Genomic DNA, 26573 nt, shown 5'->3' with positions numbered 1-26573 from the left:
GCTAAGGTGGCGGGGACGGCCACGAACCGTCCCCCCGAGCATGGAGAATGCGTTGAACCCCCTGGAAGCACCCGATCTCACCCGTACCGACAGCGCCCCTCGCGAGGCGCTCGCACTGCCACAAGCCGTCCTGTGGGACATGGACGGCACGCTCGTCGACACCGAGCCGTACTGGATCGCCGCCGAGCACGAGCTCGTCGAGGCGCACGGCGGCACCTGGTCGCACGAGCAGGCCCTGCAGATGGTCGGCAACCCCCTGACCGAGTCGGCCACGATCCTCCAGGCCGCGGGCGTCGACCTGCCCTCCGAGCAGATCATCGACTTCCTCATCTCGCGGGTGATCGAGCAGGTCGAGGTCGAGGTCCCGTGGCAGCCCGGTGCGCGCGAGCTGCTCGCCGAGCTCCGGGAGCGCGGCGTGCCGTGCGCCCTGGTGACCATGTCCTACCGCTCGCTCGCCGAGCCCGTCGTGGGCATGACCCCGCCCGGGTCGTTCGAGACACTGGTGTGCGGCGACGAGGTCACGCACGGCAAGCCGCACCCCGAGCCGTACCTCGTGGCGGCCGAGCGGCTGGGCGTCGACGTGACCCGCTGCGTGGCGATCGAGGACTCGCCCACGGGCATCGGGTCGGCGCAGGCCGCCGGCGCGGCGACGCTCGGTGTCGAGGCCGTGGTCCCCGTGCCGGTCCTGCCGGGGCTGAGCCGCACGCCGTCGCTCGCGCTCGTCGACGTCGACATGCTCTCGCGCATCCTCGCGGGCGACGTGGTCGACCTCATCGAGGACTGACGGGCTAGGAAGCGGCCGCCTCCGGGGCGATCCCGAGCGTCAGCTCGATCGCACCCTCGGGGATCTCCGGAGGTGTGCCGCCGAACTGCGGGCACAGGGCCTGGTGCGCGCACCACCCGCACAGCGGGGTCTTGCGCGGGGCCCACTGCCCGCTGCGGGCAGCCTGCGTGATCGAGGACCACAGCGTCCGCACCTGCTCCTCGACCGCCAGGAGGTCCGCCTCCTGCGGCTCTGCGCGCAGCACCTGGCCGTCGCCCAGGTAGACGAGCTGGAGCATCTTGGGGATCTCGCCCCGCTCGCGCCACAGCACCAGGCCGTAGAACCGCATCTGGAACAGCGCCGACCCTTGGTACTGGGGCCGGGGAGTCTTGCCCGTCTTGTAGTCCACGACCCGCATCGCGCCGTTCGGGGCGACGTCGAGCCGGTCCACGATGCCGCGCAGGAGCGGGCCGTCCTCGAGCTGGGTCTCGACGAACATCTCGCGCTCGGCCGGCTCGAGGCGGTTGGGGTCCTCGAGCGTGAAGTAGGTGCCCAGGAGGTTCCCGGCGCCCTCGAGCCACTCCTGGACCGCGCCCTCCGGCGCGCTGCCCGCCTCGCCGGCGCCCGCGAAGAGCTCGGCGTACCGGGGCTCGGCCTCCTGGAGGCGGTCCCACTCGCCCGGGACCATGGCCTGGGCGGCCGCGAGCGTGCGCTCGCCCACCGGGGCGTCGTACAGCCGCTCGAGCACCGAGTGGACCAGGGTGCCGCGCGCGGCCGCAGCGCTGGGCGGCTCGGGGATCCGGTCCACGACACGGAACCGGAACAGCAGCGGGCACTGCATGAAGTCGTTCGCCCGCGACGGCGACAGCGCCGGGCGCCGACGCTCACGGGGGGAGTCGCCGACGGGCTCGACCGTCACGTCGGTGGAGTCGGTGCCGACGAGGTCGGGGGCGAGGGACGTCATGCGTCGAGCCTACGTGTCGACGCCCACACGGCCGCCACGGCCCACAGCACGGGTTCGGCACAGGTGACCGACATAGGGTGTCGACGTGGAGACCACCCCGGCACCGGCCCGTCGCGCCCCCCGAGACCCGCGCCTGACGAAGGGCTGGGTCATCGGCCGGGTGTCGGGCGCGCCCGTCATCCTCACGCCCTCGTGGTTCCTCGCCGCGGCCGTCCTGACGCTCCTGTTCGCCCCGACCGTGCGCAGCTTCGCGCCGGGCCTGGGCGTGGGGATCTACCTGGTCTCGTTCGTGTTCGTCCTGCTGCTGTTCGTCTCGGTCTTCCTGCACGAGGTCGCCCACGCCGTGGTCGCCAAGTCGCGGGGCCACGAGGTCACCGAGCTCGCGGTGACGATCTGGGGCGGGCACACCGCCTACTCGGGGACCTCGCGACGTCCCCTGGACGGGATCCTCATCTCGGTCGTGGGCCCGCTGACGAACCTGCTCCTCGCGGTCGTGTGCTGGTTCGCGTTCCAGGCGCAGCCGACCATGACCGTCCCCGCCCTGCTGCTGTACGCGGCGGCGTTCTCCAACGCGTTCGTGGGCGTCTTCAACCTGCTGCCGGGCCTGCCGCTCGACGGCGGACAGATCCTCGAGTCGGCGGTCTGGGCCGTCACGGGGTCCCGGACCCGGGGCACGATCGTCGCGGGCTGGGTCGGGCGCGTCATGGCCGTGGGCGTGGTGGTGTGGGCCCTGGGCTGGCCCCTGCTCAACGGGTACCAGGTGGACTTCTTCACGGTCGCGTGGTCCGCGCTGATCGGTGCGTTCCTGTGGTCCGGGGCAGGGGCCGCGATCACCAACGGCCGCACGCGCGAGGCGGTCGCGGGTCTCACGGTCGCCTCGCTCGCGTACCCGGCCGTCGCGGTGCCCGTGGCCACCACGGTGTCCGACGCCGTCGCGGCCGCCCAGCGGGCGGGCGCGGGACACGTCGTGCTCACCGACACGCTCGGGCGGCCCGTGGCCTACGCCGACCCCGGGGCCGTCGCGGCCGTGCCCCCCGCCCAGGCCCCGCTCACCCCGGTCGGGGCGGTCGCCGTCGGGCTGCCGCCCACCGCGCAGGTGGACGTGCACCTCGCGGGCCAGGCCATGCTCGACGCCGTGGCCTCCGCGACGCGGGACGCGCCCCTGCTCGTCGTGACGGACGCCGGGCGCGTCGTCGGGCTGCTCGACGTGAGCCACGTCGTCGCGGCGCTCCAGGCCGCGCGCGGGCGCTGAGGGGACCGCGGCCCGCCCACGGGACTCCCGCCCCGGGCGGCCCGACTAGGATGGTCGCCCGTGACCCAAGAGCCCACGCACGACGCGCCCGCCCCGTCCGCCCCGAGCGACGTCCCCGCCTCGCCGGCCCCCACGGCGACCGGTGCCGACGTGCGCCGCGGCCCCCTGCGGCTGGGCGACAAGGTCCAGCTGACCGACCCGCGCGGGCGCCTGCACACCATCACGCTCGCGACGGGTGCCACGTTCCACACGCACCGCGGCTACCTCAACCACGAGGACCTGGTCGGCCTGCCCGAGGGCTCGGTCGTGCGCAACACCGCGGGCATCGAGTACCTCGCGCTGCGCCCGCTGCTGGCCGACTACGTCCTGTCGATGCCGCGCGGCGCGGCCGTGGTCTACCCCAAGGACGCGGGCCAGATCGTCGCGATGGCCGACATCTACCCCGGCGCGCGCGTCATCGAGGCCGGCGTCGGCTCGGGCGCGCTGACCATGTCGCTCCTGCGCGCGGTCGGCGACCAGGGCTCGGTGCACTCGATCGAGCGCCGCGAGGACTTCGCCGCGATCGCGCGCGGCAACGTCGAGCTGTTCTTCGGCGGTGAGCACCCGGCCTGGGAGCTCTCGGTCGGCGACCTGTCCGACGTGCTGCCCCAGGTCGCGGAGAACGGCTCGATCGACCGGGTCGTGCTCGACATGCTCGCGCCCTGGGAGAACCTCGACGCGGTCGCCGACGCGCTCGCGCCCGGCGGCGTGCTGATCTGCTACGTCGCGACCGCGACCCAGCTCTCGCGCCTCGCCGAGGACCTGCGTGCCGACGGGCGCTACGCCGAGCCGTCGGCCTGGGAGTCCCTGGTCCGCGGCTGGCACCTCGAGGGGCTCGCGGTGCGCCCGCAGCACCGCATGGTCGGGCACACGGGCTTCCTGCTCACGGCGCGCCGCCTGGCCGACGGCACGGTCGCGCCGCTGCGCAAGCGTCGCCCCGCCAAGGGCTCGTACCCCGTCGCGGAGGAGTGGACGCCCGAGGACCTGGGCGAGCGGTCGGTCTCCGACAAGCGCGTGCGCCGCGTGCGCCGCGACGTGGGCCAGGGCCCCCAGCTCGACCCGCGCACGGGCCAGCCGCTCGTGCCGGTCCCCGACGACGAGGCCGCGGACGTCGCGGGCCTCGTCGAGGACGACGCCCCCGCGGACACCCTGGACGTTTCGGACGCCGTCGACAACGATTGAGGAACGACGGTCTCAGCAGGGGTGTCCCTGCAGCGGCCGCCCAGGTCTTGTGCGTAAGGTCGAGCCTCGATCACCGGGCTGCCGGAGGTCGGTGACGCGCCGGTGACGGGGTCGACCGCACGACCTCCTGACGGCGCCAGGCGAGAGGGAGAAGCCGGATGACCGAGACACCTGGACTGACACCTGGACAGACCCCGAGCCGTGACGGCGAACGCCAGCAGGCGATCCTGTCGGCCAAGAACGAGCGTCTCGCGGAGGCGCTGCGTGCGGCGCGGGACCAGATCATCGACCTCAAGCGTCAGATCGACGAGCTCGCCAAGCCGCCGGGGACGTACGCAGTCTTCCTCGGGGCCCACCCGGACGGGACGGTCGACGTCTCCGCCGCGGGCCGGAAGATGCACGTGGGCGCGAGCCCCAGCCTCGACCTGTCGACGCTGCACCCCGGTCAGGAGGTCAAGCTCAACGAGGCCATGACCGTGGTCTCGGCGGGTGGCTACGAGCAGGTCGGGGAGCTCGTGACCGTCAAGGAGCTCCTGGGCTCGGACCGTGCGCTCGTCGTCGGGCGCTCGGACGAGGAGCGCGTGGTCCGTCTCGCGGGCTCGCTCGCCGACGCGCCGCTGCGCATCGGCGACTCGCTCACGATCGACACGCGCAGCGGCTTCGTGTTCGAGATCGTGCCCAAGTCCGAGGTCGAGGAGCTGGTCCTCGAGGAGGTCCCGGACATCGACTACTCGGACATCGGCGGCCTGGGCCCGCAGATCGAGCAGATCCGTGACGCCGTCGAGCTGCCGTTCAGCCACCCGGACCTGTTCCGCGAGCACGGGCTGCGCCCGCCCAAGGGCGTCCTGCTGTACGGGCCTCCCGGGTGCGGCAAGACGCTCATCGCCAAGGCCGTGGCCAACTCGCTCGCGCACACGGTCGCCAAGGCGCGGGCCGCGGCGGGCGAGCTCGCGGGCGAGGAGGTCGCCTCGGACCCGGACGGCGCCAAGAGCTACTTCCTCAACGTCAAGGGCCCCGAGCTGCTCAACAAGTACGTGGGGGAGACCGAGCGCCACATCCGGCTGATCTTCGCCCGTGCCCGGGAGAAGGCCTCGCAGGGCACGCCCGTCGTGGTCTTCTTCGACGAGATGGAGTCGCTGTTCCGCACGCGCGGCACCGGGCTGTCCTCGGACGTCGAGACCACGATCGTGCCCCAGCTCCTGAGCGAGATCGACGGCGTCGAGCGCCTCGACAACGTGATCGTCATCGGCGCGTCCAACCGCGAGGACATGATCGACCCGGCGATCCTGCGGCCCGGTCGTCTCGACGTGAAGATCAAGATCGAGCGACCGGATGCGGAGGGCGCCAAGGAGATCTTCGCGAAGTACCTGACGACCGACCTGCCGATCCACCCCGAGGACCTCGCCGAGCACGGGGGCAGCGCCCAGGGGGCGATCGACGCCATGATCACGAGCGTGGTCGAGCGCATGTACTCCCAGGAGGACGAGAACCAGTTCCTCGAGGTCACGTACGCGAGCGGCGACAAGGAGGTCCTGTACTTCAAGGACTTCAACTCGGGGGCCATGATCCAGAACGTCGTGGACCGCGCCAAGAAGTCGGCGATCAAGGACCTCCTGGCGACCGGTCAGCGCGGCATCCGGGTCGAGCACCTGCTCGCGGCGTGCGTCGACGAGTTCAAGGAGAACGAGGACCTGCCGAACACCACCAACCCGGACGACTGGGCGCGCATCTCGGGCAAGAAGGGCGAGCGCATCGTCTTCATCCGCACGATCGTCCAGAAGAAGGGCGACGGGGCGGGGACCGTGGCGCGCACGATCGACACGGTCACGAGCACGGGGCAGTACCTGTAGTACGGGTGCCGGCGCGAGGCGCCACGCAGCACGCCCAGGCCCGACGGCGCAGCACGCCGCCGGGCCTGGCGCGCGTCTCGGGGGTGGCGCACCCGGGGCAGCCCGGGTACGGCGGTCGCCGAGCCGTGGACAGCCCGCCCCGCCGTCGAGACCCCGGCATAGGGTGGTGCTCGTGACCGTGCGACGCGTGATGGGGATCGAGACCGAGTACGGCGTGCTGCAACCGGGGCGTCCGCAGGCGAACCCGATGCTCCTGTCGAGCCAGGTCGTGACGACCTACCGGGCGCTCGCGGCCCGCGCGGACGGAGCCCGCGGCAAGGCCCGCTGGGACTACGACGACGAGGACCCGCTCCAGGACGCCCGGGGCTTCCACCTCCAGCGCGCCGCGGCCCACCCCTCGCTGCTGACGGACGACCCGACCCGGCCCGCGCCGTCGGGCCCCGTGCCCCGGGACCCGGCGGGCGCCGCGTCGTTCCAGGAGGTCGCTCGGCCCACGCACGAGGACTACGACGACCCGAGCGCCGCGAACGTCATCCTGACCAACGGTGCGCGGCTGTACGTCGACCACGCGCACCCCGAGTATTCCTCGCCCGAGGTGACGAACCCGACCGACGCGGTCTGCTGGGACGTCGCGGGCGAGCGCATCATGCTCGCGGCCTCGCGCGAGCTGGGCGCCGTCCCGGGGTCGGAGGTCGCGCTCTACAAGAACAACGTCGACGGCAAGGGCGCGTCCTACGGCACGCACGAGAACTACCTCGTGGACCGGGCCGTGCCGTTCGCGACGCTCGTCGAGCTGCTCACGCCCTTCCTCGTGACACGCCAGGTGTTCACGGGCTCGGGTCGCGTCGGCCTGGGCTCTGTGGGCCAGGAGCCGGGCTTCCAGCTCTCGCAGCGTGCCGACTACATGGAGGCCGAGGTCGGCCTCGAGACGACCTTGCGCCGTCCCATCGTCAACACGCGCGACGAGCCGCACGCCGACCGCCAGCGCTGGCGCCGCCTGCACCTGATCATCGGGGACGCGAACCTGTTCGAGGTCGCGACCTACCTCAAGCTCGGCACCACCTCGCTCGTGCTGTTCGTGGTCGAGCAGCTCGACGCGCTCTCTGCGGTCGAGGGGGCCTCCGACGCCTCGTTGCGTGCCGAGCTCGCGGCCCTGCGCCTGCACGACCCGGTGTCCGACGTGCAGAAGGTCAGCCGCGACCTCGACCTCACGGCGCCGCTCCTGCTCGCGGACGGGCGGCGCCTGACGGCGCTCGAGGTCCAGCGCGTCTATGCCGACGTGGCCCGCCGGGCCGCGGAGCACCTGGGGACGCTCGACGACGAGACCCGCGCCGTCCTGGACCGCTGGGACTCGGTCCTGTCCCGCCTCGGGACGGACCCGGCGTCGTGCGCCCGGGAGGTCGAGTGGGTCGCCAAGCTCCGTCTGCTCGACCGCCTGCGTCGGCGCGACCACCTCGACTGGGACCACCCGCGGCTCGCTGCGATGGACCTCCAGTGGTCCGACGTGCGCCCCGAGCGCAGCATCTACCACCGGCTGCTCGCGGCGGGGGCCGCCGAGCGGCTCGTCGACGAGCGCGCGGTCTCCCAGGCCGTCCACCACGCGCCCGAGGACACCCGGGCGTACTTCCGGGGAGAGGTCATGGCGCGGTTCGGCGACGAGGTCTCGGCCGCGAGCTGGGACTCGGTGATCTTCGACGTCGCGGGGGCCCCCTCGCTCCAGCGCGTCCCCATGCTCGACCCGCTGCGCGGGACCCGGGCGCACATCGGCGCGCTGCTCGAGGCGAGCAAGGACGCCGGGGCGCTGCTCACGGGCCTGTCCGGGACGTCCCGATGACTCGCGCCCACGGCGCGGTCCGGCGCGGACCCGGCCGGAGAGCCTAGGCTTCGAGAAGACGCGGTCCCCGTGCACTGCGGGTCCGCCGCATCAAGGCACGTCAGCACCGCACGTCAGCAGGATCGACACACCCAGGAGGCGAAGATGGCCCAGGAACGCACCAGCGCATCGCACGAGGACCGCCGTCCCGACGACGACGCGACGCCCGCGCCCGTCGCCCCGCAGGCGCAGAGCCGGGACGCGGAGGTCGACTCGCTCCTGGAGGAGATCGACGAGGTCCTCGAGTCCAACGCCGAGTCCTTCGTCAGGGGCTTCGTCCAGAAGGGCGGCGAGTAGCCGAGAGGGGCCGGGAGCTGATGACCATGGACTTCTCCGGGCGTCTGCCGCACGCCTTCACCACCCCGGGCTCCTCGTCGTTCGTGGAGTTCCTCGCGAACCACGCCCCCGACCTCCTGCCCTCCCACCGGGCCGGCACGGCCGGGGCCACGGGGCACGCCGCCGGGTCGGGGGCCCAGCTCGCGCCCCACGCGACCACGATCGTCGCCCTGACCTTCGGGGACGCCGGGCCTGCGGGCTCGGGAGGTGAGGTCGGCGTGGTCATGGCGGGCGACCGCCGCGCCACGATGGGCTCGATGATCGCGAACCGCGAGATCGAGAAGGTCTTCCCGGCCGACGAGTTCTCCGCGGTGGGCATCGCGGGCACCGCCGGGATCGCCGTCGAGCTCGTGCGGCTCTTCCAGCTCGAGCTCGAGCACTACGAGAAGATCGAGGGCGCGCTGCTCTCGCTCGACGGCAAGGCGAACCGGCTCTCGACCATGATCCGCCAGAACCTCGGTCTCGCGATGCAGGGGCTGGCCGTGGTGCCGTTGTTCGCGGGCTTCGACCTGGACCGCGGGACGGGCCGCATCTTCTCGTACGACGTCACGGGCGGGCGCTACGAGGAGCGGGACCACCACAGCGTGGGCTCGGGCTCGGTCTTCGCCCGCGGCTCGCTCAAGAAGCGCTGGCACCCGGGGCTCGACGCCCAGGGAGCGGTGCACGTCGCGGTCGAGGCGCTCTACGACGCGGCCGACGACGACTCGGCGACGGGCGGCCCCGACGCCGTCCGGCAGATCTGGCCCGTGGTCGTCACCGTGACGGCCGACGGGTACCGGCGCGTGCCCGACGACGAGCTCGCCGCGGTCGCCGCGCAGATCGTCGCCGAGCGCACCGAGCAGGCCGACGGGAACCGCGCCGCGCGCCCCCGGGCGCCACGGACCGCAGGACAGGGAGGTGACGCACAGTGAGCATGCCGTTCTACGTCTCGCCCGAGCAGCTCATGAAGGACCGGGCGGACTTCGCGCGCAAGGGCATCGCCCGCGGCCGCTCGGTCGTCGTGCTCGCCTACGACCAGGGCATCGCGTTCGCGACGCACAACCCGTCGAGGTCGCTGCACAAGATCTCGGAGATCTACGACCGCATCGCGTTCGCGGCCGTGGGCAAGTACAACGAGTTCGAGAACCTGCGGGTCGCGGGCGTGCGCTACGCCGACCTGCGCGGCTACTCCTACGACCGGGCCGACGTCAACGCGCGGGGGCTCGCGAACGCCTACGCGCAGACGCTCGGCACGGTCTTCACGACCGAGTCCAAGCCCCTCGAGGTCGAGCTGGTCGTGGCCGAGGTGGGCCCGAGCCCCGCGCAGGACCAGATCTACCGCCTGTCCTACGACGGGTCGGTCGCGGACGAGACCGGGTTCGTCGTGATGGGCGGCCAGGCCGAGCAGCTCGGCCGAGACCTGGGCGAGGCGTGGCACCCCGGGATGACGCTGCCCGAGGTCTTGCGCCTCGCGGTGTCGACGCTCGGGGGTGCGGACGCGCGTGACGCCCCGGAGGGCGAGCAGGCCATCCCCGCGAGCCAGCTCGAGGTCGCGGTGCTCGACCGCACGCGCCCCCGGCGGGCGTTCCGCCGGTTGACCGGCACGGTGCTGTCCGGACTGCTCGAGCAGAAGCCAGAGGAGGCTCCGCATGGACCGTAGGATCTTCGGTCTCGAGACCGAGTACGGCGTGACGTGCGCGTCCGACGACGGGCGCGGGCTCTCCGCGGACGAGGTCGCGCGCTACCTGTTCCGCAAGGTCGTCGCGTGGGGCCGGTCGTCGAACGTGTTCCTGCGCAACGGGTCTCGCCTGTACCTCGACGTCGGGTCCCACCCCGAGTACGCGACGGCCGAGTGCGACGACGTACGCCAGCTCGTGGCCTACGACCGGGGCGGCGAACGCATCCTCGAGGGGCTCGTCGCGGACGCCCAGGAGAGGCTCGAGCACGAGGGCCTGCCCGGCCGGATCCACCTGTTCAAGAACAACACCGACTCGGCGGGCAACTCCTACGGCTGCCACGAGAACTACCTCGTGCGCCGCCAGGGGGACTTCTCCCGGCTCTCCGACGTGCTGGTGCCGTTCCTCATCACGCGCCAGGTGCTCACGGGGGCGGGCAAGATCCTCGCGACGCCGCGCGGGGCGATCTTCGCGCTGTCGCAGCGCGCGGACCACATCTGGGAGTCGGTCTCGAGCGCGACCACGCGCTCGCGCCCCATCATCAACACGCGCGACGAGCCCCACGCCGACGCCGAGCAGTACCGGCGCCTGCACGTGATCGTCGGGGACTCGTCCATGGCCGAGACCACGACCATGCTCAAGGTCGGGGCGACCGACCTGATCCTGCGCATGATCGAGGCCGGGGTGCCCATGCGGGACATGGCGCTCGAGAACCCCATCCGGTCGATCCGCGAGATCAGCCACGACATGACGGGCCGTCACCCCGTGCAGATGGCGAACGGGCGCACCGTGACCGCGGTGGACCTGCAGGGTGAGTACCTCCAGCGGGTCAAGGAGTACGTCGACGCGAACGAGACGCCCACGCCCGTCGTCAAGCAGGTCCTGGACCTGTGGGAGCGCGGGCTGCGGGCGCTGGAGACCGACGACCTCTCGCTCGTCGACCGCGAGCTCGACTGGGTCATCAAGCTCAAGATCCTGCGGCGCTACCAGGAGAAGCACGGACTGGAGCTCGACGACCCGCGCATCGCGCGGCTCGACCTCGCCTACCACGACATCTCGCGCACCGAGGGCCTGTACAACATGCTCGCGGCGCGCGGCATGGTCGAGCGGATCACGACCGACCTCGAGGTCTTCGAGTCCACGGCCGTCCCGCCCCAGACGACGCGCGCCAAGCTGCGGGGCGACTTCGTCCGCAAGGCGCAGGAGGCCCGCCGCGACTACACGGTCGACTGGGTGCACCTCAAGCTCAACGACCAGGCGCAGCGCACGGTGCTGTGCAAGGACCCGTTCCAGAACGTCGACGAGAGGGTCGAGCGGCTCATCGAGTCGATGTGACGAGCGGTCCGCCCGCGGGACGGACCGAGCACCGGCCGGGGAGCCTCCACCGTTAAGGTGGTGGCTCCCTGTCCCGTCCGCCCGAGGAGCGTCGTGCGTCGTGTGTCCCGCCGGTCTGCGGCCGTCGTCCTGGGCCTGCTGGTCGCGGTGTCCGCCGCCGGTTGCGCCGAACCGACGGGGAACGCGGCTCCCGCCCACACCGAGGTCGCGGTCTCGGGTCTGCTCGGCGAGCCCCCCGTGGTCGCGTTCGACCAGCCGCTGACGATCCCCGAGACGCGGTCCGAGGTCCTCGTGCCCGGGACGGGCGAGGCCCTCGTCGAGGGACAGCCGGTGCTCCTGAACATGTACGCGGTCGACGGGCGCGACGGGTCGGTGATCCAGAGCACGTTCATCGACGCTCCCGCGCCGCACGAGCTCACCGACGAGGACCTCGGGTCGGCGGTCGTCGACGCGCTGGCGGGCCAGCGCGTCGGTGCCCGCGTCCTGTACCTCGAGGAGACGGACGACGTCCCGGTCGTGCTCGTGATCGACGTGCTGCCCTCCCGGGCGAGCGGGGAGGCGGTCGCGCCGGTCGAGGGGCTCCCGGTCGTGACGCTCGACGCCGAGGGCGCCCCGACGGTCGAGGTGCCTGCGGGCACGGCCCCGCCGGGCGACCTGATCGTCCAGCCTCTCGTGCGGGGCGGCGGCGTGCAGATCGAGGCGGGCCAGGTCATCACGGTCCGCTTCACGGGGGTCGCGTGGTCCACGGGCGAGGTCGTCGACTCGAACTGGACGCCCGGGGCCCTGCCCGCCTCGACCATGGTCGGCATCGGCCAGATCATCGAGGGGTGGGAGCAGGGTCTGCTCGAGCAGAGCGTCGGCAGCCAGGTGCTGCTGGTCGTCCCCCCGTCGCTCGCCTACGCGGGGACCGCCAAGCCGTACGCGGACGAGACCCTGGTCTACGTCGTGGACGTCCTGGACGCACACTTCCCGGTGGTCGACGAGACCCCGGGCTCCGAAGGTCAGACGGAAGGTCAATAGCTCATGTCGGTCACGGTCCGTGTCATCCCCTGCCTGGACGTCGACGCCGGTCGCGTCGTCAAGGGGGTCAACTTCGAGAACCTGCGGGACGCGGGCGACCCGGTCGAGCTCGCGGCCCGCTACGACGCCGAGGGGGCCGACGAGCTGACGTTCCTCGACGTCTCGGCGTCGTCGGGTAACCGCGAGACCACGTACGACGTGGTGCGGCGCACGGCCGAGCAGGTCTTCGTGCCGCTCACGGTCGGGGGCGGTGTGCGCACCACGGACGACGTGGACAAGCTGCTGCGCGCGGGCGCGGACAAGGTGGGCGTCAACACGGCCGCGATCGCCCGTCCCGAGCTCATCGCGGAGATCGCGGACCGGTTCGGCAGCCAGGTGCTCGTGCTCTCGGTCGACGCCCGTCGCGTGACCGGCGAGACCCGCACCGAGTCGGGCTACGAGGTGACCACGCACGGCGGCCGCCGCGGCACGGGCATCGACGCCGTCGAGTGGGCTGCGCGCGCGGCGCGGCTGGGGGCGGGGGAGATCCTGCTGAACTCGATGGACGCCGACGGCATGACGAGCGGGTTCGACCTGGAGATGTTCGCGGCCGTGCGCCCCGAGGTGAGCGTCCCGCTCATCGCGAGCGGAGGAGCGGGCACCCCGGAGCACTTCGCGCAGGCGGCTCAGGCAGGGGCCGACGCGGTCCTCGCGGCGAGCGTCTTCCACTTCCGGACGCTGACGATCGGCGACGTCAAGGCGCACATGCGCGAAGCGGGCGTCCTGGTCCGCTGAGGTCCGGTCGTGGGGCGCGCCGGGAGGTCCCGGCGCGCCCCACGCGCCCCCCGCGCACCCGAGGGGGCAGAACGAGCAGAGCGCCCGACGGCGTCACTCGCCCGAGCGCGGACCCGGCACCACGGCGTCGAGCGCCGCACGGTCGGCGACGTCGCCCTGGAGGGTCAGACCCGCGTGGGGGCCTCGGCCGAACGCGTGGAGCACGAGCTCGCCCACCTCGCCCGTGACGACCACCGTGCCGGGCAGACGGCCGTCGTCGGTCGGCCGTGTCGGCGGGGCCTTGACCGCGAGGCGCGGGCCGCCGGGCACCACGAGCACGACACCCACGGGGGACCGCCGGTAGAACAGGCGCGCGCCGCGCCGCAGCTGCGCCCACAGGGCGTCCTCGAGCCCGGGGGAGAGGTCGCGCGGCTGGTCGGCCGCAGCGCCGGCGCCTCCTGGGCCTCCGGCCCAGGTGCCCCGCCGCACGTCCTCGGTGTGCACGAAGTACTCGACGAGGTTCACGAGGTTCCCGGCCCACGACCACGGGCTCCACGAGGCGGGCGCCTGCTCGATGCGCGCGAGCAGCGCGGCGTACCCACCCGGTGCGAGCGCGGTCGCCGCGAGGTCCTGGAGCCTGGAGTCGGACCAGTCGTGCAGCGGGCCGCCGTTCGCGCCCGCCTGGGTCCAGGGCTGGTGCTCGCGCAGGATCATGTGTGCGGCGAGGTGACGTGTCTGCCACCCGTCGCACAGGGTCGGGGCGTCGGGGCCGGCCTGGGTGAGTGCGTGGACGAGGGAGGCGCGCTCGTGGGCGTGCCAGGCGGTGGGCTGCATCAGGCCATGCTCGCACGCGGGACGGAGTGTCCCGTGTGAGAAGATCGTGCCAACCCCCACGAAAGACGAGGATCGTCCGTGTCCGCGCGACGGAGCACCCCCACGAACACCACGCCTCGGACCCAGGACGCGCCCACCGGCGCAGCGCCCGGCCGTCCGGACGGCGCCAGCCCGCACCAGCCCTCCTCCACCGGCGGAGCCTCCCGTCCTGGCCGTGCGCCGTCCGCGGGACGTGGCGCAGCCGATGGACCAGGGACGTCCCCCGGGCCCGCGGCGCGCGAACGGCACGCCCTGACCGGCTCGCGGACCCGCCGCTCGCTCCAGCTCATGGGGCGCGGCATGCGGTCGGAGTGGCGCGTCTACGTCCTGGCGATCACGGCCTCCGCGCTGTTCGGCGCGACGACGGTCCTCATCAGCCTCGCGGTCGGCCGCGTGACGGACGAGGTCGTCGTCCCGGCGCTCGCAGGCGACGCGGACGCGCGCGACGACCTGTGGGTCGCGGGCCTCGTCCTGGTCGCGATCGCGCTCACGCTCGCGCTCACGGTCGCCGGTCGCCGTATCTTCGCGGGCTACGGCTACGCGAACATCCAGGCCGGGCACCGCACCGCGGTCACGCACCAGTACCTGCGCCTGCCCATGTCGTGGCACCGGGCGCACCCGGCGGGCCAGCTGCTGTCGAACGCGAACTCCGACGTCGAGGCGGCCACGGGCGTCTTCAACCCGCTGCCCTTCGCGCTCGGCGTGGTCGTGATGATCGGCGTGTCGGCGGTCATGCTCTTCCGCATCGACGTGTGGCTCGCGTGCGCCGCACTGGTCGTGATCCCGCTCGCGATCGTGGTCAACGTCGTGTTCCAGAAGTACATGTCGCCTGCGATCACGCACGCGCAGCAGCTGCGGGCCGAGGTCTCGGACGTCGCGCACGAGAGCTTCGAGGCCGCCCTGCTGGTCAAGTCGCTCGGCACCGAGGCCCGCGAGGAGCAGCGTTTCGCCGCGCGGACCGACGAGCTGCGGGCCGCCAACGTCCGGGTGGGCGTCGTGCGGGCGTTCTTCGACCCGGTCATCGAGCTCTTGCCCTCGCTCGGCACGCTCCTGGTGCTGGGCGTGGGGGCCGCGCGCGTCGCGGCCGGTGCGGTCGACACGGGCGAGGTCGTGACGGCCGCCTACCTGCTGACCATCATGGCCGTCCCGGTCCGTGCGTTCGGCTGGGTCCTGGGCGAGCTGCCGCGCGCGCTCGTCGGCTACGAGCGCATCGCGAGCGTGCTCGACGCGCCGGGCATCCCGGTCGCGGGCGAGCAGCGGCTGCCCGCCGCGACGGGCGGTGCCGCGGTGCGGTTCGAGGGCGTGGGCGTCGACGTGCGAGCGGGGGGCCGCGACGTCACGCTGCTCGACGACATCGAGCTCGACCTGGCCCCGGGCCGCACGGTCGCGGTCGTCGGGCCCACGGGCGCGGGCAAGACCACGCTCGTCTCGCTCCTGGCGCGCCTGTCCGACCCCACGCGCGGCCGGGTGCTCATCGACGGCGTGGACGTGCGCGAGGCGCTCGCGTCCGACCTGACGGGTCAGGTCGCGCTCGTCGCGCAGTCGACCTTCATCTTCGAGGACACGGTGCGTTCCAACGTGACGCTCGCGGACCAGGGCGAGGGCCCCACCGACGAGCAGGTGTGGGACGCGCTGCGCCTGGCCAAGGTCGACGACGTCGTCTCCCGCCTGCCCGGTGGTCTCGACTCGCCCCTGGGCGAGCGCGGCTCGAACCTGTCGGGCGGGCAGCGTCAGCGGCTCGCGATCGCGCGCGCCCTGGTGCGCTCCCCGCGCCTGCTGGTGCTCGACGACGCGACCTCCGCCGTCGACCCGCGCGTGGAGCAGCAGATCCTCGCGGGCCTGCGCGGCGAGGGCCCTACGGCTCAGGGCCCGACGGCGGAGCACCCCACGGTCGTCATGGTCGCCTACCGCATGTCGAGCGTCGCGCTCGCGGACCAGGTCGTCCACGTCGAGTCGGGGCGCGTGGTCGACGTCGGGACGCACACCGAGCTGCTCGCCCGCGACGCGGGCTACCGGGAGCTCGCCACGGCCTACCAGCGCGAGGCCGAGCGCCGGGCCGAGGCCGAGGCGGAGGAGCTCGACGGGCCGGACGGGCTCGACGGGACGGCGAGCCGCGGCGACCGGGAGGACGTCGAACGCCGTGAGCAGGAAGAGACCGACGAGATCGTGCGCCACGCCGAGGAAGGGACCGTGACCGAGTGAGCACCACCACCACACCCACGTCGGCTCGCGGCCGCCGCCGCGGGGCCAAGGCCAAGCCCGAGGTCGTCGTCGAGGACGCGACCGGCGCCCGGATCGCCTCGGCGAGCTCGCTGGGCGTCTTCGCGACCCTGCGCAAGGGCGTCCAGATGTCGCCAGAGATCCTCGTGGGCATCTGGGGAACGCTGCTCCTGGCCGTCGTCGCGGCCCTCGGGCGGATCGTCGTCCCCATCACCGTCCAGCAGACGGTCGACAGCGGCATCATGGCCCCGGGTGGTCCCGACACGAGCCGGGTGGCGCTGCTGGTCGGTGCCGCCGCGCTCGTCCTGGTGGTCGCGGGGTTGTGCTCGGCGCTCGTCAACGTCCGGCTCTTCCGCTCGACCGAGGCGGGGCTCGCGAGCCTGCGCGTGCGGGCCTTCCGGCACGTGCACGACCTCTCGGTCCTCACGCAGAGCACCGAGCGTCGCGGGGCCCTGGTCTCGCGCGTCACGAGCGACGTCGACACCATCTCGCTGTTCGTCCAGTGGGGCGGCATCATGCTGCTCGTCTCGGTGCTGCAGATCGGTGCCGCGACGCTCCTCATGGCGTTCTACTCGTGGCAGCTCACGCTGCTCGTGTGGGCCTGCTTCGTGCCGCTCTTCCTGATCCTCCGCCCCGCCCAGGGCCGCGTCAACGGCGCCTACACGGCGCTGCGCGAGCGCGTCGGCGCGATGCTCGGGGCCATCTCCGAGTCGGTCGTGGGCGCCGAGACGATCCGCGCCTACGGCGTCGGGGAGCGCACCGCGCGCCGTGTGGACGCCGCGGTCGAGAGCACGCGCAAGGGCATGGTCCGCGCGCAGGTGCTCGTCTCGACGGTCTTCTCGAGCGGCGTGCTCGTCGCGAACCTCGTGCTGGCCGTCGTGGTGGTCGTCGGTACGCTGCTCGGCATCGACGGGTCCATCACCGCGGGTCAGCTGCTCGCGTTCCTCTTCCTGGTCCAGCTCTTCACGGGGCCGGTGCAGATGGCCACCGAGATCCTCAACGAGCTGCAGAACGCCGTCGCGGGCTGGCGTCGCGTGCTGGCCGTCGTCGAGACTCCCGTCCAGGTGGTCGACAAGGGCGCCCAGGGCGTGCGTTCTCCCCGGGGTCCCGCGCACGTGCGGCTCGAGGACGTCCGGTTCGCCTACCCCGACGGCCCCGAGGTGCTGCACGGCGTGGACCTCGACTTCCCGGCCCGTACCTCGGTCGCGGTCGTGGGCGCGACGGGCTCGGGCAAGACGACGATCGCCAAGCTCGTCACCCGGCTCATGGACCCCACGTCCGGCGCGGTCCGGCTCGACGGGGTGGACCTGCGCGACCTGTCGGCGGCGAGCCTGCGCGAGCGCGTGGTCCTCGTCCCGCAGGAGGGGTTCCTGTTCGACGGGACGCTCGCCGAGAACATCGCCTACGGCGTGCGGGACACGTCGGCAGGTGCCCCGGGTGCCCCGGACGAGGCGGGCACGGGCGAGACCCCGGCGCAGACCGCGGCCCGGCACGCGGACCGCATCGACGCCGCGGTCGCCGAGCTCGGCCTGACCGACTGGGTCGCGGACCTGCCGGACGGGCTGGGCTCCGCCGTCGGGCAGCGTGGTGAGGCTCTGTCCGCAGGCGAGCGACAGCTCGTCGCGATCGCCCGTGCGTACCTCGCCGAGGCCGACCTGCTGGTCCTCGACGAGGCGACGTCCGCGGTCGACCCCGCGACCGAGGTGCGTATCGCCCGAGCCCTCGACTCGCTGACCGCAGGACGCAGCACCATCACGATCGCGCACCGGCTCTCGACCGCCGAGGCCGCGGACCTCGTCGTGGTCGTCGACGCGGGCCACGTGGTCGAGGTCGGGCCGCACGCCGAGCTCGCGGCCGCGGGCGGCGTCTACGCCTCGATGCACGCGTCCTGGGTCGCGCAGACCCGATGACCGAGCAGCGGGGCGAGCGGGCCCCCGACGGGGACGGTCCCGGCGGACGGACGGCCTCCCGGGCCGCCCGGACCGCTGAGCGGGACGGGGACCCGGGGACCCTGGGGATCTGGCAGGATTCTCGGGTGCCCCAGAACACCGCCCAGCCCGTCCCCGCAGACCAGCCCCTCGCCGCCGAGGGGGCCCGCGACGTCGCCGACACGCTGCCCGCACCGCTCGCCGCCCGTCTCAAGCGGGACGCGGACGGGCTGGTCGCCGCGATCGTCCAGCAGCACGACACGGGCGAGGTGCTCATGCTCGGCTGGATGGACGACGAGGCGCTGCGCCGGACGCTGACGACGGGACGCGTGACCTTCTGGTCGCGCTCGCGGCAGGAGTACTGGCGCAAGGGCGACACGTCGGGCCACGCGCAGTGGGTCAAGTCCGTCGCGATCGACTGCGACGGTGACGCGCTCCTGGTCCGTGCCGACCAGGTGGGCGCGGCCTGCCACACGGGCGCCCGCACGTGCTTCGAGGCCGGCGGCGACCTGGGCGCTGCGGTGGGCCACCGCCCCGAGAACGAGACCTCCGAGGAGAAGACGCTGTGACCGGCTCGACGCCCCCGATCGACCCGACCGCACCCGTGGTCCCTGCGGCCGGCCTGCCCTGGGGCGAGACCTGGCCCGCGGTCGAGGGCTTCCGTGCGCTCGCGACCTCGCGTCGCGTGGTCCCGGTGGTGCGCCGCCTCCTGGCCGACGACGTCACGCCCGTGGGCCTGTACCGCACCCTCGCGCAGGGGCGGCCCGGGACGTTCGTGCTGGAGTCCGCCGAGGTCGACGGAAGCTGGGCGCGCTACTCGTTCGTGGGGGTCGCGTCGCGTGCGACGCTCACGGCGCGCGACGGCCAGGCCGTCTGGACCGGAGACGTGCCCGCGGGCGTCCCGACCACGGGCGACGTCGTGGACGTGCTCGAGCGGACGCTCGACGCGCTGCGCACCCCCGCGATCGACGGGCTGCCGCCCCTGACCGGCGGACTTGCGGGTGCGCTGGGGTGGGACGTCGTGCGTCACTGGGAGCCCACGCTGCCCGCGAACGCACCCGACGAGCTGGGCGTGCCCGAGGTCACGCTGTGCCTCGCGACCGACCTCGCGGTCGTGGACCACCGCGAGGGCAGCGTGTGGCTCGTGGCCAACGCGATCAACTTCGACGACACCGACGAGCGCGTCGACGAGGCGTACGCCGACGCGGTCTCGCGCCTCGACCGCATGCAGCGCGAGCTCGTGGCGGGGACCGGGGGAGGATCGTCGGCCGCGGTGGTCGCGGACGTCGCCGAGCCGGAGCTCGAGTTCCGCTCGACGCGCGAGGAGTTCGAGACCGCGGTGCTCGCGGGCAAGGACGCGATCCGTGACGGCGAGGTCTTCCAGATCGTGATCTCGCAGCGGCTCGACCTGGACTGCCCGGCCTCGCCGCTCGACGTCTACCGGGCCCTGCGGACCATCAACCCGAGCCCGTACATGTACTACTTCCAGCTCACGGACGCCGACGGCTCGGACTTCGCGGTGGTCGGCTCGAGCCCCGAGACGCTCGTCAAGGTCGACGACGGGCACGTGGTCACGTTCCCGATCGCGGGGTCGCGCCCGCGCGGTGCGACGCCCGAGCAGGACGTCGCGCTGGGCGAGGAGCTCCTCGCGGACCCCAAGGAGCGTGCCGAGCACCTCATGCTCGTGGACCTCTCGCGCAACGACCTGGTGAAGGTGTGCGAGCCGGCCTCGGTCGAGGTCGTCGAATTCATGGTGACCAAGCGCTTCAGCCACATCATGCACCTGTGCTCGACCGTGGTCGGGACGCTGCGCCAGGGGGCCAGGGCGCTCGACGTGCTGCGCGCGACGTTCCCCGCGGGCACGCTCTCGGGCGCGCCCAAGCCGCGGGCGATCGCCCTGATCGACGAGCTCGAGCCGGCCTCGCGCGGGATCTACGGCGGGACCGTCGGCTACTTCGACTTCGACGGCAACATGGACATGGCCATCGCGATCCGCACCGCCCTGATCCGCGACGGACGCGCGAGCGTCCAGGCCGGGGGCGGGATCGTGGCCGACTCGGTGCCGGCCCTCGAGTACGAGGAGTCGCGCAACAAGGCCGCCGCGGCGGTCCGAGCGGTCCAGCTCGCGGCCCGGCTGCGGAGCCTGGCGTGAGCGGCCCCGGAGCGACCGTGCCCGCCGCCCAGCCGGCCGCAGGGGCGGCCCGGACGCCCCGCTCGTGGCGGCTCGCCCGCCGCAGCGCGATCCTGCTGCTGCTCGTGCTCGGCGCCGGCGCCCTCGCGGCGGCCGCCCCGACGTGGCTGCGCACCTCGGGGGCGACGGCCCTCGACGCCGACGTCCAGGTGCACGTCACCGGGACCACGGCGGCGCCGGGAGTGGGCGCGGGGGCCCTGGTCGTCGTGGCCGCCGCCCTGGCGCTGGGACTCGTGGGCCGGGTCGGGCGCTGGGTCGTCCTGGTCGTGGCCGCGGCGAGCGGCGTCGTCGTGAGCGCGTCGGCCGCCGCGATCCTGCGCGACCCCGTGCCCGCAGCGACGTCGGCGGTCGCCGAGGCGACCGGCGTCACCGAGATGACGAGTGCCGTGACGCTCACGCCCTGGCCCGCGGTGGCGCTTGCGGTCGGCGTGCTGGTGGTCCTCGCGGCCGTGTGGGCCGCGGTCTCCTCGCCCACGTGGGGGCGCGTGTCCGCGCGCCACGAGATCGTCCGGCCCGACGCCGGGACGCCCGTCGACGGACCCGCGGCGTCCGCCGTCGCGGCCGGGACGGGCACCCCCTCGAGCCCCACGACGACGGCCTCGGCGGCCCAGGCGGCAGGGCGCACCGAGGTGGCACCGGCCGACGAGCCCGACGAGCAGGAGACGTGGGACTCGTTGACCCGCGGCGAGGACCCCACAGACCGCTGAGCATCACCTCCCGTCCGCACGAACAGACCGACCGGCGTCCGATAGGCTGGACGCACATCTTGACGAAAGGCACACCCCCATGGCCGAGAAGACGCCGCAGACCACCGAGATCTCCTACCTGCCGCCGTCGGCACCTCCCACGAACCACGGTCACACCGTGGCGGCGTGGTTCACCATGATCGGCATCATCGTCGGTGCGGTCGTCGCCGGGGTCGCCGTGGCGATCGCCGCCGTGTGGATGTTCTGGGTCGGTATGGGTGTCGTCGCGCTCGCGCTCGTCGGCGGCCTGGTCCTGCGCAACATGGGCTACGGCCAGCCGAAGGCCGCTCAGAGCTGACGTCGCCCGGGCGAGAGCCCGGACCGTCGCCGCGCGCCGCGCACCCCCCCGGGGTGCGGGGCGCGTGCCGTACCACCGGTAGACCCGGGCGTGACCCGGCCTTCCCAGCAGAGAGCAGACGTCCCATGAGCTATCCCCCCACCCCTCCGACGGACCCGTACCGTCCCGCCGGCGAGGAGCCTGAGGGAACGGGCCAGCAGGGCCCGGTACCTCCCGCGTACCCGGGCTACCCGCAGCAGAGCCCGTCTCCCTACGGCGCCCCGGCGCCCGGCACGCCGGACAGCGGGTACCCGCAGTACGGTGCGCCCGCGCAGCAGCCGCCCTACGCTGCCCCGCAGCAGCCGTACGGTGCACCTGGTCAGCCGCCCTACGGCGCCACGCCGTACGGCGCCGCGCCGGTACCCGGCGGTGCCTACGGGTACTTCCCCCGCAACGACCTGGGGATCTGGGCTTTCGTGCTGGGCATCGCGTCGATCGTCCTGTCCTGCGGATTCTTCACCGGGATCCCTGCGGTCATCGTCGGGAGCAAGGCCAAGCGGGCCGTGGCGGCGGGCGAGGCCAACAACGGTGGTCTCGCGCTCGCCGGAGTGATCCTCGGCTGGGTCGGGATCGTGCTCTCGGTCCTCGGCCTGATCCTCGTGATCGCGATCGTCGCCTCGCCCGACTTCCAGGCCGGCTTCCAGGAGGGGTACTACGGCTGAGCCGCGAGCGGCGGGCCCCGTGGGCGGTGAGCCCGCGGGGACGTCTGCCGTGCCCGTCGGCCGGTGGCGAGCCGGCGTAGCGCCGCTCGTCGCCGGCGGCGTCGTCGCGGGGGCGACCCTCGTCCTCGCGCTCGTGGACCCGCACGAGGGCGGCTATCCGCTGTGCCCCCTCCTGGCGCTCACGGGCTGGGCCTGCCCCGCGTGCGGGGGGCTGCGGGCCACCCACGACCTCGCGACGGGCGACATCGCCGGGGCCTGGGCCATGAACCCCCTGTGGGTGGTCGTCGTGCCGTTCCTCGTCGTGGCCTGGGTCCTGTGGCTGCGTCGAGCCTGGACCGGTACCCGTGCCCGAGCGGTGCCCGCGTGGGCGGGCGTGGTCGCCCTGGTGGTCCTGGTGGGCTTCGGCGTCGCGCGGAACATCCCCGCGATGGTGCCGTTCCTCGGGCCGTCCTGACAGGTCGTCAAGGGTCTGGCGCGCATCTCGCGGGGTGACACGTGTCCCTGGTCACTCTCGGGCGGCCCTACGATGGCAGGTATCTCCCTGTCAATGGTTCGCGGAGAGACGCTGCAGACGACTCGTCACGGTCGCGGCAGCGGACCCGCGTACCTGAGCTGGCACGGAGTCGACGACGAGCACGGGGAGATATCACATGACGGTTCTGGAGGACATCGTCGCGGGAGTCCGCGAGGATCTTGCGGAGCGCCAGGCGAAGACCACCCTGGACGAGCTGAAGGAGCGCGCCGCCCGCGCGCCCGGCGCCCTCGACTGCGTCAGCCGCCTCAAGGCCGAGGACGCTGTCGCTGTCATCGCCGAGGTCAAGCGGTCGAGCCCCAGCAAGGGGAACCTGGCGGCCATCGCGGACCCGGCCTCGCTCGCCTCGGAGTACGAGAAGGGCGGCGCGGCCGTCATCTCGGTGCTGACCGAGCAGCGCCGCTTCAACGGCAGCCTCGCGGACCTCGACGCGGTCCGTGCGAAGGTGGACATCCCCGTCCTGCGCAAGGACTTCGTCGTGACCCCGTACCAGGTCTGGGAGGCTCGGGCCCACGGCGCGGACCTCGTCCTGCTGATCGTCGCGGCCCTCGAGCAGACGGTGCTGACGTCGCTCGTCGAGCGGGTCCACTCGCTCGGCATGACGGCTCTCGTCGAGGTGCACACGCTCGACGAGGTCACGCGCGCGATCGACGCGGGTGCCCGGGTGATCGGGGTCAACGCGCGCGACCTCAAGACGCTCGAGGTCGACCGGACCACGTTCGCACGACTGGCCCCGGCCATCCCGGACGAGCTGGTCCGGATCGCCGAGTCGGGTGTCCGCGGACCGCACGACGTGATGGACTACGCACGGTCGGGGGCGCACGCCGTCCTCGTCGGCGAGGCCCTGGTCACGGACGACGCTCCGCGCGCCTCGGTCGCCGACCTCGTGGCGGCGGGCTCGCACCCGTCCCTGTGGTCCGTCCGGCCTTGATCCCACCCCAGACAACGTAGATCCCGCACCGAGGAGGTCAGGCCGCGTGCCCGACGCAACACCTTCCCTGCAGAACCAGCAGGGCCCGTACTTCGGGGACTTCGGCGGACGGTTCGTCCCGGAAGCGCTGATCGCCGCGCTCGACGAGCTCGAGGCCGAGTACCGCAAGGCGGTCGTCGACCCGACGTTCCAGGACGAGCTCGCCCGGCTCCACCGCGAGTACACGGGCCGCCCCAACCCCCTGACGGAGGTGCCCCGCTTCGCGGAGCACGCCGGGGGAGCGCGGGTGTTCCTCAAGCGTGAGGACCTCAACCACACCGGCTCGCACAAGATCAACAACGTGCTCGGGCAGGCCCTGCTGGTCAAGCGCATGGGCAAGAAGCGCGTGATCGCCGAGACGGGGGCCGGGCAGCACGGTGTCGCCACGGCCACGGCCGCCGCACTCATGGACCTCGAGTGCGTGGTCTACATGGGCGAGGAGGACACCGAGCGCCAGGCGCTCAACGTCGCGCGCATGCGGCTCCTCGGCGCGACGGTGGTCCCGGTGACCATCGGTTCGCGCACGCTCAAGGACGCGATCAACGAGGCGCTGCGCGACTGGGTCGCGAACGTCGACTCGACGCACTACCTGCTGGGGACCGTGACCGGCCCTCACCCGTTCCCGGAGATGGTCCGCGACTTCCACCGGATCATCGGCGAGGAGGCGCGCGCTCAGATCCTCGACCGGATCGGGCGGCTTCCCGACGCCCTCGCGGCGTGCGTGGGCGGCGGGTCGAACGCGCTCGGCCTGTTCAACGCGTTCCTCGACGACAAGGACGTGGCGCTCTACGGCTTCGAGGCCGGAGGAGAGGGCGTCTCGACGGGCAAGCACGCGGCCCGGTTCAGCGGGGGCGCCCCCGGGGTGCTCCACGGTGCCCGGTCCTACCTGCTCCAGGACGAGGACGGGCAGACCCTGCCCAGCCACTCGATCTCGGCCGGGCTGGACTACCCGAGCGTGGGCCCGGCCCACTCGTGGCTGCACGACCTGGGCCGCGCGACCTACGAGCCCGTCTCGGACGTCGAGGCCATGGAGGCCTTCCGGCTCCTGTGCCGTACCGAGGGGATCATCCCGGCCATCGAGTCGGCGCACGCGCTCGCCGGTGCGCTGCGGATCGGCCGTGAGGCACGGGCCGCGGGCAAGGAGGACACCGTGATCCTGGTGAACCTCTCCGGGCGCGGGGACAAGGACGTCGCGACGGCGGCACGGTGGTTCGACCTGATCGACGCGGACACCGTGGTCGACGGCGAAGGGAGCAGCTTGTGAGCGCGACCGTCGGAGGCGTCCAGGCGCCCCATCGCACCGCGGCGCTGATCGAGGAGCTGTCCGCCCAGGGGCGCGCTGCCCTCATCGGCTACCTGCCCGTGGGCTACCCGAGCGTCGAGGGGACGGTGGAGGTCGCGAAGGCGCTCGTCGAGTCCGGCGTCGACATCATCGAGCTCGGCCTGCCCTACACGGACCCCGTCATGGACGGTCCCGTCATCCAGCGGGCGGTCGAGCACTCGCTCGAGGCCGGCACGCGCGTCCGCGACGTCTTCACGGCCGTCCAGGCCGTGGCTGCGCTGGGCGTGCCGGTCCTGGTCATGACCTACTGGAACCCGGTGCTGCGCTACGGCGTGGAGAGCTTCGCACGCGACCTGGCCGCGGCCGGTGGCGCCGGGCTCATCACGGCAGACCTCATCCCGGACGAGGCGGGGGAGTGGATCGCAGCCGCGGACGCGCACGGTCTCGACAAGGTCTTCCTCGTCGCCCCGAGCTCGACCCCCGAGCGCCTGCGCCTCACGGCTGCCGCCTCGCGCGGCTTCGTCTACGCGGCCTCGACCATGGGCGTGACCGGGGTCCGGTCCGAGGTCGGCAGCAAGGCCGAGGAGCTGGTCGCGGCGACGCGGGCAGCGGGCGGCGAGCACGTGTGCGTCGGTCTCGGCGTCTCGACCGGTGCGCAGGCCGCGCAGGTCGGTCGCTACGCCGACGGCGTGATCGTCGGTTCCGCGTTCGTCCGCCCGCTCCTGGGCGACGAGCCCTGGGAGGAGCGGCTCGAGAAGGTGCGCGAGGTCGCTCGCGACCTCGCGCGCGGTGTCCGCTCCGCTCGGTCGAGCGACGAGACCTCCGGGAAGGTGACGTCATGAACGGGCTCGTGTCCGCCGTCGGGCCGCTGGTCGCCTCGATCCCCAGCCCGTCCCAGCACACCTGGTACCTGGGGCCCTTCCCGCTGCGCGCCTACGCGCTCGCGATCCTCGCCGGTATCGCCGTCGCGGTGTGGCTCACCCGCAAGCGGTGGGCCGAGCGCGGCGGCGACCCCGACGACGTCCTGGAGATCGCCTTCTGGGCCGTGCCGTTCGGGATCGTCGGCGGGCGCCTCTACCACGTCATCTCGACGCCGGACCCGTACTGGGGACCGGACGGCGACCCGCTCAAGGCGCTGCGGATCTGGGACGGCGGCCTCGGGATCTGGGGGGCCATCGCGCTCGGCGCGGTGGGTGCCTACATCGGCTGCCGGCGCCAGAAGGTGAGCTTCGCGGCGTTCGCCGACGCGCTCGCACCAGGGCTGCTGCTCGCCCAGGCGATCGGCCGGCTCGGCAACTGGTTCAACCAGGAGCTGTTCGGCAGCGCGACCACGCTCCCGTGGGGTCTGCAGATCTCCGACCAGTACCTCCCGGCAGGCTACGAGTCCGGGACGCTGTTCCACCCGACGTTCCTCTACGAGCTCCTGTGGAACGTCGCTGCGGCGTTCCTGCTCATCTACCTCGACCGTCGCTTCAGGTTGGGTCATGGTCGGGTATTCTGGCTGTACGTTCTCTTCTACACGCTTGGCCGCGTGTGGATCGAGATGCTTCGCATCGACACGGCCGAGCTGGTGCTCGGCCTCCGACTGAACGTCTGGACCTCCATCCTGGTCGGAGTCGGTGCGTTGATAGCGTTTATCGTTATCGGGCGCCGACACCCAGGGCGCGAAGAGACAGTATCGCTCGATGCTGCGGAGCCCGAGCAGGCAGGTGCTGGCCGACCCGACCCAGGTCACTGAGGCACCCGTCTTTTCATAGGCGAACCCGCTGGACAACCGTCCAGATGGTTCAGTCATGTCCGTTGGGCCGAT

The 26573-nt window shown here is 73.1% G+C and carries 25 protein-coding genes; 23 read left to right on the top strand and 2 right to left on the bottom strand.

Annotated features, from left to right (window positions below):
• Positions 1-52: 52 nt before the first annotated feature.
• A complete protein-coding gene (locus ASE27_RS04970) occupies positions 53-784 on the top strand; it encodes an HAD family hydrolase (RefSeq protein WP_369818987.1) in 732 nt (243 codons plus the stop codon).
• A gap of 4 nt (positions 785-788) precedes the next feature.
• Here the strand turns inward: ASE27_RS04970 and ASE27_RS04965 are convergent, their stop codons facing one another.
• Positions 789-1727, bottom strand: coding sequence for a PD-(D/E)XK nuclease family protein (locus ASE27_RS04965; RefSeq protein WP_056646930.1), 939 nt, complete (start codon positions 1725-1727; stop codon positions 789-791).
• An 85-nt stretch (positions 1728-1812) separates the two neighbouring features.
• On the opposite strand from ASE27_RS04965, the gene ASE27_RS04960 reads away from it, so the two are divergent.
• The 10 genes from ASE27_RS04960 (at position 1813) to hisF (ending at position 13043) form a co-directional block, all read left to right on the top strand.
• The gene (locus ASE27_RS04960) at positions 1813-2979 is read left to right on the top strand and encodes a site-2 protease family protein (protein WP_235535358.1); all 1167 of its coding nucleotides are present in this window, start codon (positions 1813-1815) and stop codon (positions 2977-2979) included.
• Between the two features lie 60 nt (positions 2980-3039).
• Positions 3040-4200, top strand: a complete 1161-nt coding sequence (locus tag ASE27_RS04955; RefSeq protein WP_082608561.1) for a tRNA (adenine-N1)-methyltransferase — start codon at positions 3040-3042, stop codon at positions 4198-4200.
• A gap of 158 nt (positions 4201-4358) precedes the next feature.
• Positions 4359-6050: a proteasome ATPase gene (arc, locus tag ASE27_RS04950; RefSeq protein WP_056646927.1), complete on the top strand. Its 1692-nt coding sequence runs from the start codon at positions 4359-4361 to the stop codon at positions 6048-6050.
• Between the two features lie 190 nt (positions 6051-6240).
• Positions 6241-7884, top strand: a complete 1644-nt coding sequence (gene dop / locus ASE27_RS04945; protein ID WP_056647274.1) for a depupylase/deamidase Dop — start codon at positions 6241-6243, stop codon at positions 7882-7884.
• 144 nt (positions 7885-8028) lie between these two features.
• A complete protein-coding gene (locus ASE27_RS04940; RefSeq protein ID WP_056646924.1) occupies positions 8029-8220 on the top strand; it encodes a ubiquitin-like protein Pup in 192 nt (63 codons plus the stop codon).
• A 20-nt stretch (positions 8221-8240) separates the two neighbouring features.
• Positions 8241-9170: a proteasome subunit beta gene (prcB, locus tag ASE27_RS04935; protein WP_056646921.1), complete on the top strand. Its 930-nt coding sequence runs from the start codon at positions 8241-8243 to the stop codon at positions 9168-9170.
• Entirely contained in the window at positions 9167-9898 is a 732-nt protein-coding gene (prcA, locus tag ASE27_RS04930) for a proteasome subunit alpha (protein ID WP_056646918.1), read from the top strand. The genes prcB and prcA overlap by 4 nt, the downstream gene beginning before the upstream one ends.
• Positions 9888-11249: a Pup--protein ligase gene (pafA, locus tag ASE27_RS04925; RefSeq protein WP_056646915.1), complete on the top strand. Its 1362-nt coding sequence runs from the start codon at positions 9888-9890 to the stop codon at positions 11247-11249. The genes prcA and pafA overlap by 11 nt, the downstream gene beginning before the upstream one ends.
• 93 nt (positions 11250-11342) lie before the next feature.
• On the top strand, positions 11343-12269 hold the full coding sequence (locus ASE27_RS04920) for an FKBP-type peptidyl-prolyl cis-trans isomerase (protein WP_231907827.1): 927 nt from the start codon (positions 11343-11345) through the stop codon (positions 12267-12269).
• Between the two features lie 3 nt (positions 12270-12272).
• Entirely contained in the window at positions 12273-13043 is a 771-nt protein-coding gene (gene hisF, locus ASE27_RS04915; RefSeq protein ID WP_056646912.1) for an imidazole glycerol phosphate synthase subunit HisF, read from the top strand.
• A gap of 93 nt (positions 13044-13136) precedes the next feature.
• Here the strand turns inward: hisF and ASE27_RS04910 are convergent, their stop codons facing one another.
• Complete coding sequence (locus ASE27_RS04910) at positions 13137-13856, bottom strand: TIGR03085 family metal-binding protein (RefSeq protein WP_056646909.1); 720 nt, start codon at positions 13854-13856, stop codon at positions 13137-13139.
• A 339-nt stretch (positions 13857-14195) separates the two neighbouring features.
• Between ASE27_RS04910 and ASE27_RS04905 the strand changes: the two genes are divergently transcribed.
• From ASE27_RS04905 to lgt, 12 genes are all read left to right on the top strand, one after another.
• Entirely contained in the window at positions 14196-16097 is a 1902-nt protein-coding gene (locus tag ASE27_RS04905) for an ABC transporter ATP-binding protein (RefSeq protein WP_235534542.1), read from the top strand.
• A 92-nt stretch (positions 16098-16189) separates the two neighbouring features.
• Positions 16190-18025 carry an ABC transporter ATP-binding protein gene (locus ASE27_RS04900; protein ID WP_056647265.1) on the top strand — a complete coding sequence of 612 codons (1836 nt, stop codon included), beginning with the start codon at positions 16190-16192 and terminating at the stop codon, positions 18023-18025.
• A 203-nt stretch (positions 18026-18228) separates the two neighbouring features.
• Complete coding sequence (gene hisI / locus ASE27_RS04895) at positions 18229-18612, top strand: phosphoribosyl-AMP cyclohydrolase (protein ID WP_056647261.1); 384 nt, start codon at positions 18229-18231, stop codon at positions 18610-18612.
• Entirely contained in the window at positions 18609-20195 is a 1587-nt protein-coding gene (locus ASE27_RS04890) for an anthranilate synthase component I (RefSeq protein ID WP_369800643.1), read from the top strand. Before hisI ends, ASE27_RS04890 begins: the two co-directional genes overlap by 4 nt.
• Positions 20192-20941: a Trp biosynthesis-associated membrane protein gene (locus ASE27_RS04885; RefSeq protein ID WP_056646906.1), complete on the top strand. Its 750-nt coding sequence runs from the start codon at positions 20192-20194 to the stop codon at positions 20939-20941. The genes ASE27_RS04890 and ASE27_RS04885 overlap by 4 nt, the downstream gene beginning before the upstream one ends.
• Positions 20942-21020: 79 nt before the next feature.
• Positions 21021-21278: an HGxxPAAW family protein gene (locus ASE27_RS04880; protein ID WP_056646903.1), complete on the top strand. Its 258-nt coding sequence runs from the start codon at positions 21021-21023 to the stop codon at positions 21276-21278.
• A gap of 125 nt (positions 21279-21403) precedes the next feature.
• Positions 21404-21979 carry a DUF4190 domain-containing protein gene (locus tag ASE27_RS04875; RefSeq protein WP_056646901.1) on the top strand — a complete coding sequence of 192 codons (576 nt, stop codon included), beginning with the start codon at positions 21404-21406 and terminating at the stop codon, positions 21977-21979.
• Between the two features lie 49 nt (positions 21980-22028).
• Positions 22029-22433: a DUF2752 domain-containing protein gene (locus ASE27_RS04870; protein ID WP_056647256.1), complete on the top strand. Its 405-nt coding sequence runs from the start codon at positions 22029-22031 to the stop codon at positions 22431-22433.
• A gap of 196 nt (positions 22434-22629) precedes the next feature.
• Positions 22630-23442 carry an indole-3-glycerol phosphate synthase TrpC gene (trpC, locus tag ASE27_RS04865; protein ID WP_056646898.1) on the top strand — a complete coding sequence of 271 codons (813 nt, stop codon included), beginning with the start codon at positions 22630-22632 and terminating at the stop codon, positions 23440-23442.
• Between the two features lie 46 nt (positions 23443-23488).
• Entirely contained in the window at positions 23489-24745 is a 1257-nt protein-coding gene (gene trpB / locus ASE27_RS04860; RefSeq protein ID WP_056646895.1) for a tryptophan synthase subunit beta, read from the top strand.
• Complete coding sequence (gene trpA, locus ASE27_RS04855) at positions 24742-25605, top strand: tryptophan synthase subunit alpha (protein WP_056646892.1); 864 nt, start codon at positions 24742-24744, stop codon at positions 25603-25605. Before trpB ends, trpA begins: the two co-directional genes overlap by 4 nt.
• Positions 25602-26501, top strand: coding sequence for a prolipoprotein diacylglyceryl transferase (gene lgt / locus ASE27_RS04850; RefSeq protein WP_056646889.1), 900 nt, complete (start codon positions 25602-25604; stop codon positions 26499-26501). Before trpA ends, lgt begins: the two co-directional genes overlap by 4 nt.
• The last annotated feature ends 72 nt before the right edge of the window (positions 26502-26573 follow it).

It is taken from the genome of Oerskovia sp. Root918 (genome assembly GCF_001428945.1).
Lineage (GTDB): Bacteria > Actinomycetota > Actinomycetes > Actinomycetales > Cellulomonadaceae > Oerskovia > Oerskovia enterophila.
The sequence above is the reverse complement of the archived record's forward strand: the minus strand, read 5'-3'. Positions and strand labels throughout refer to the sequence as shown.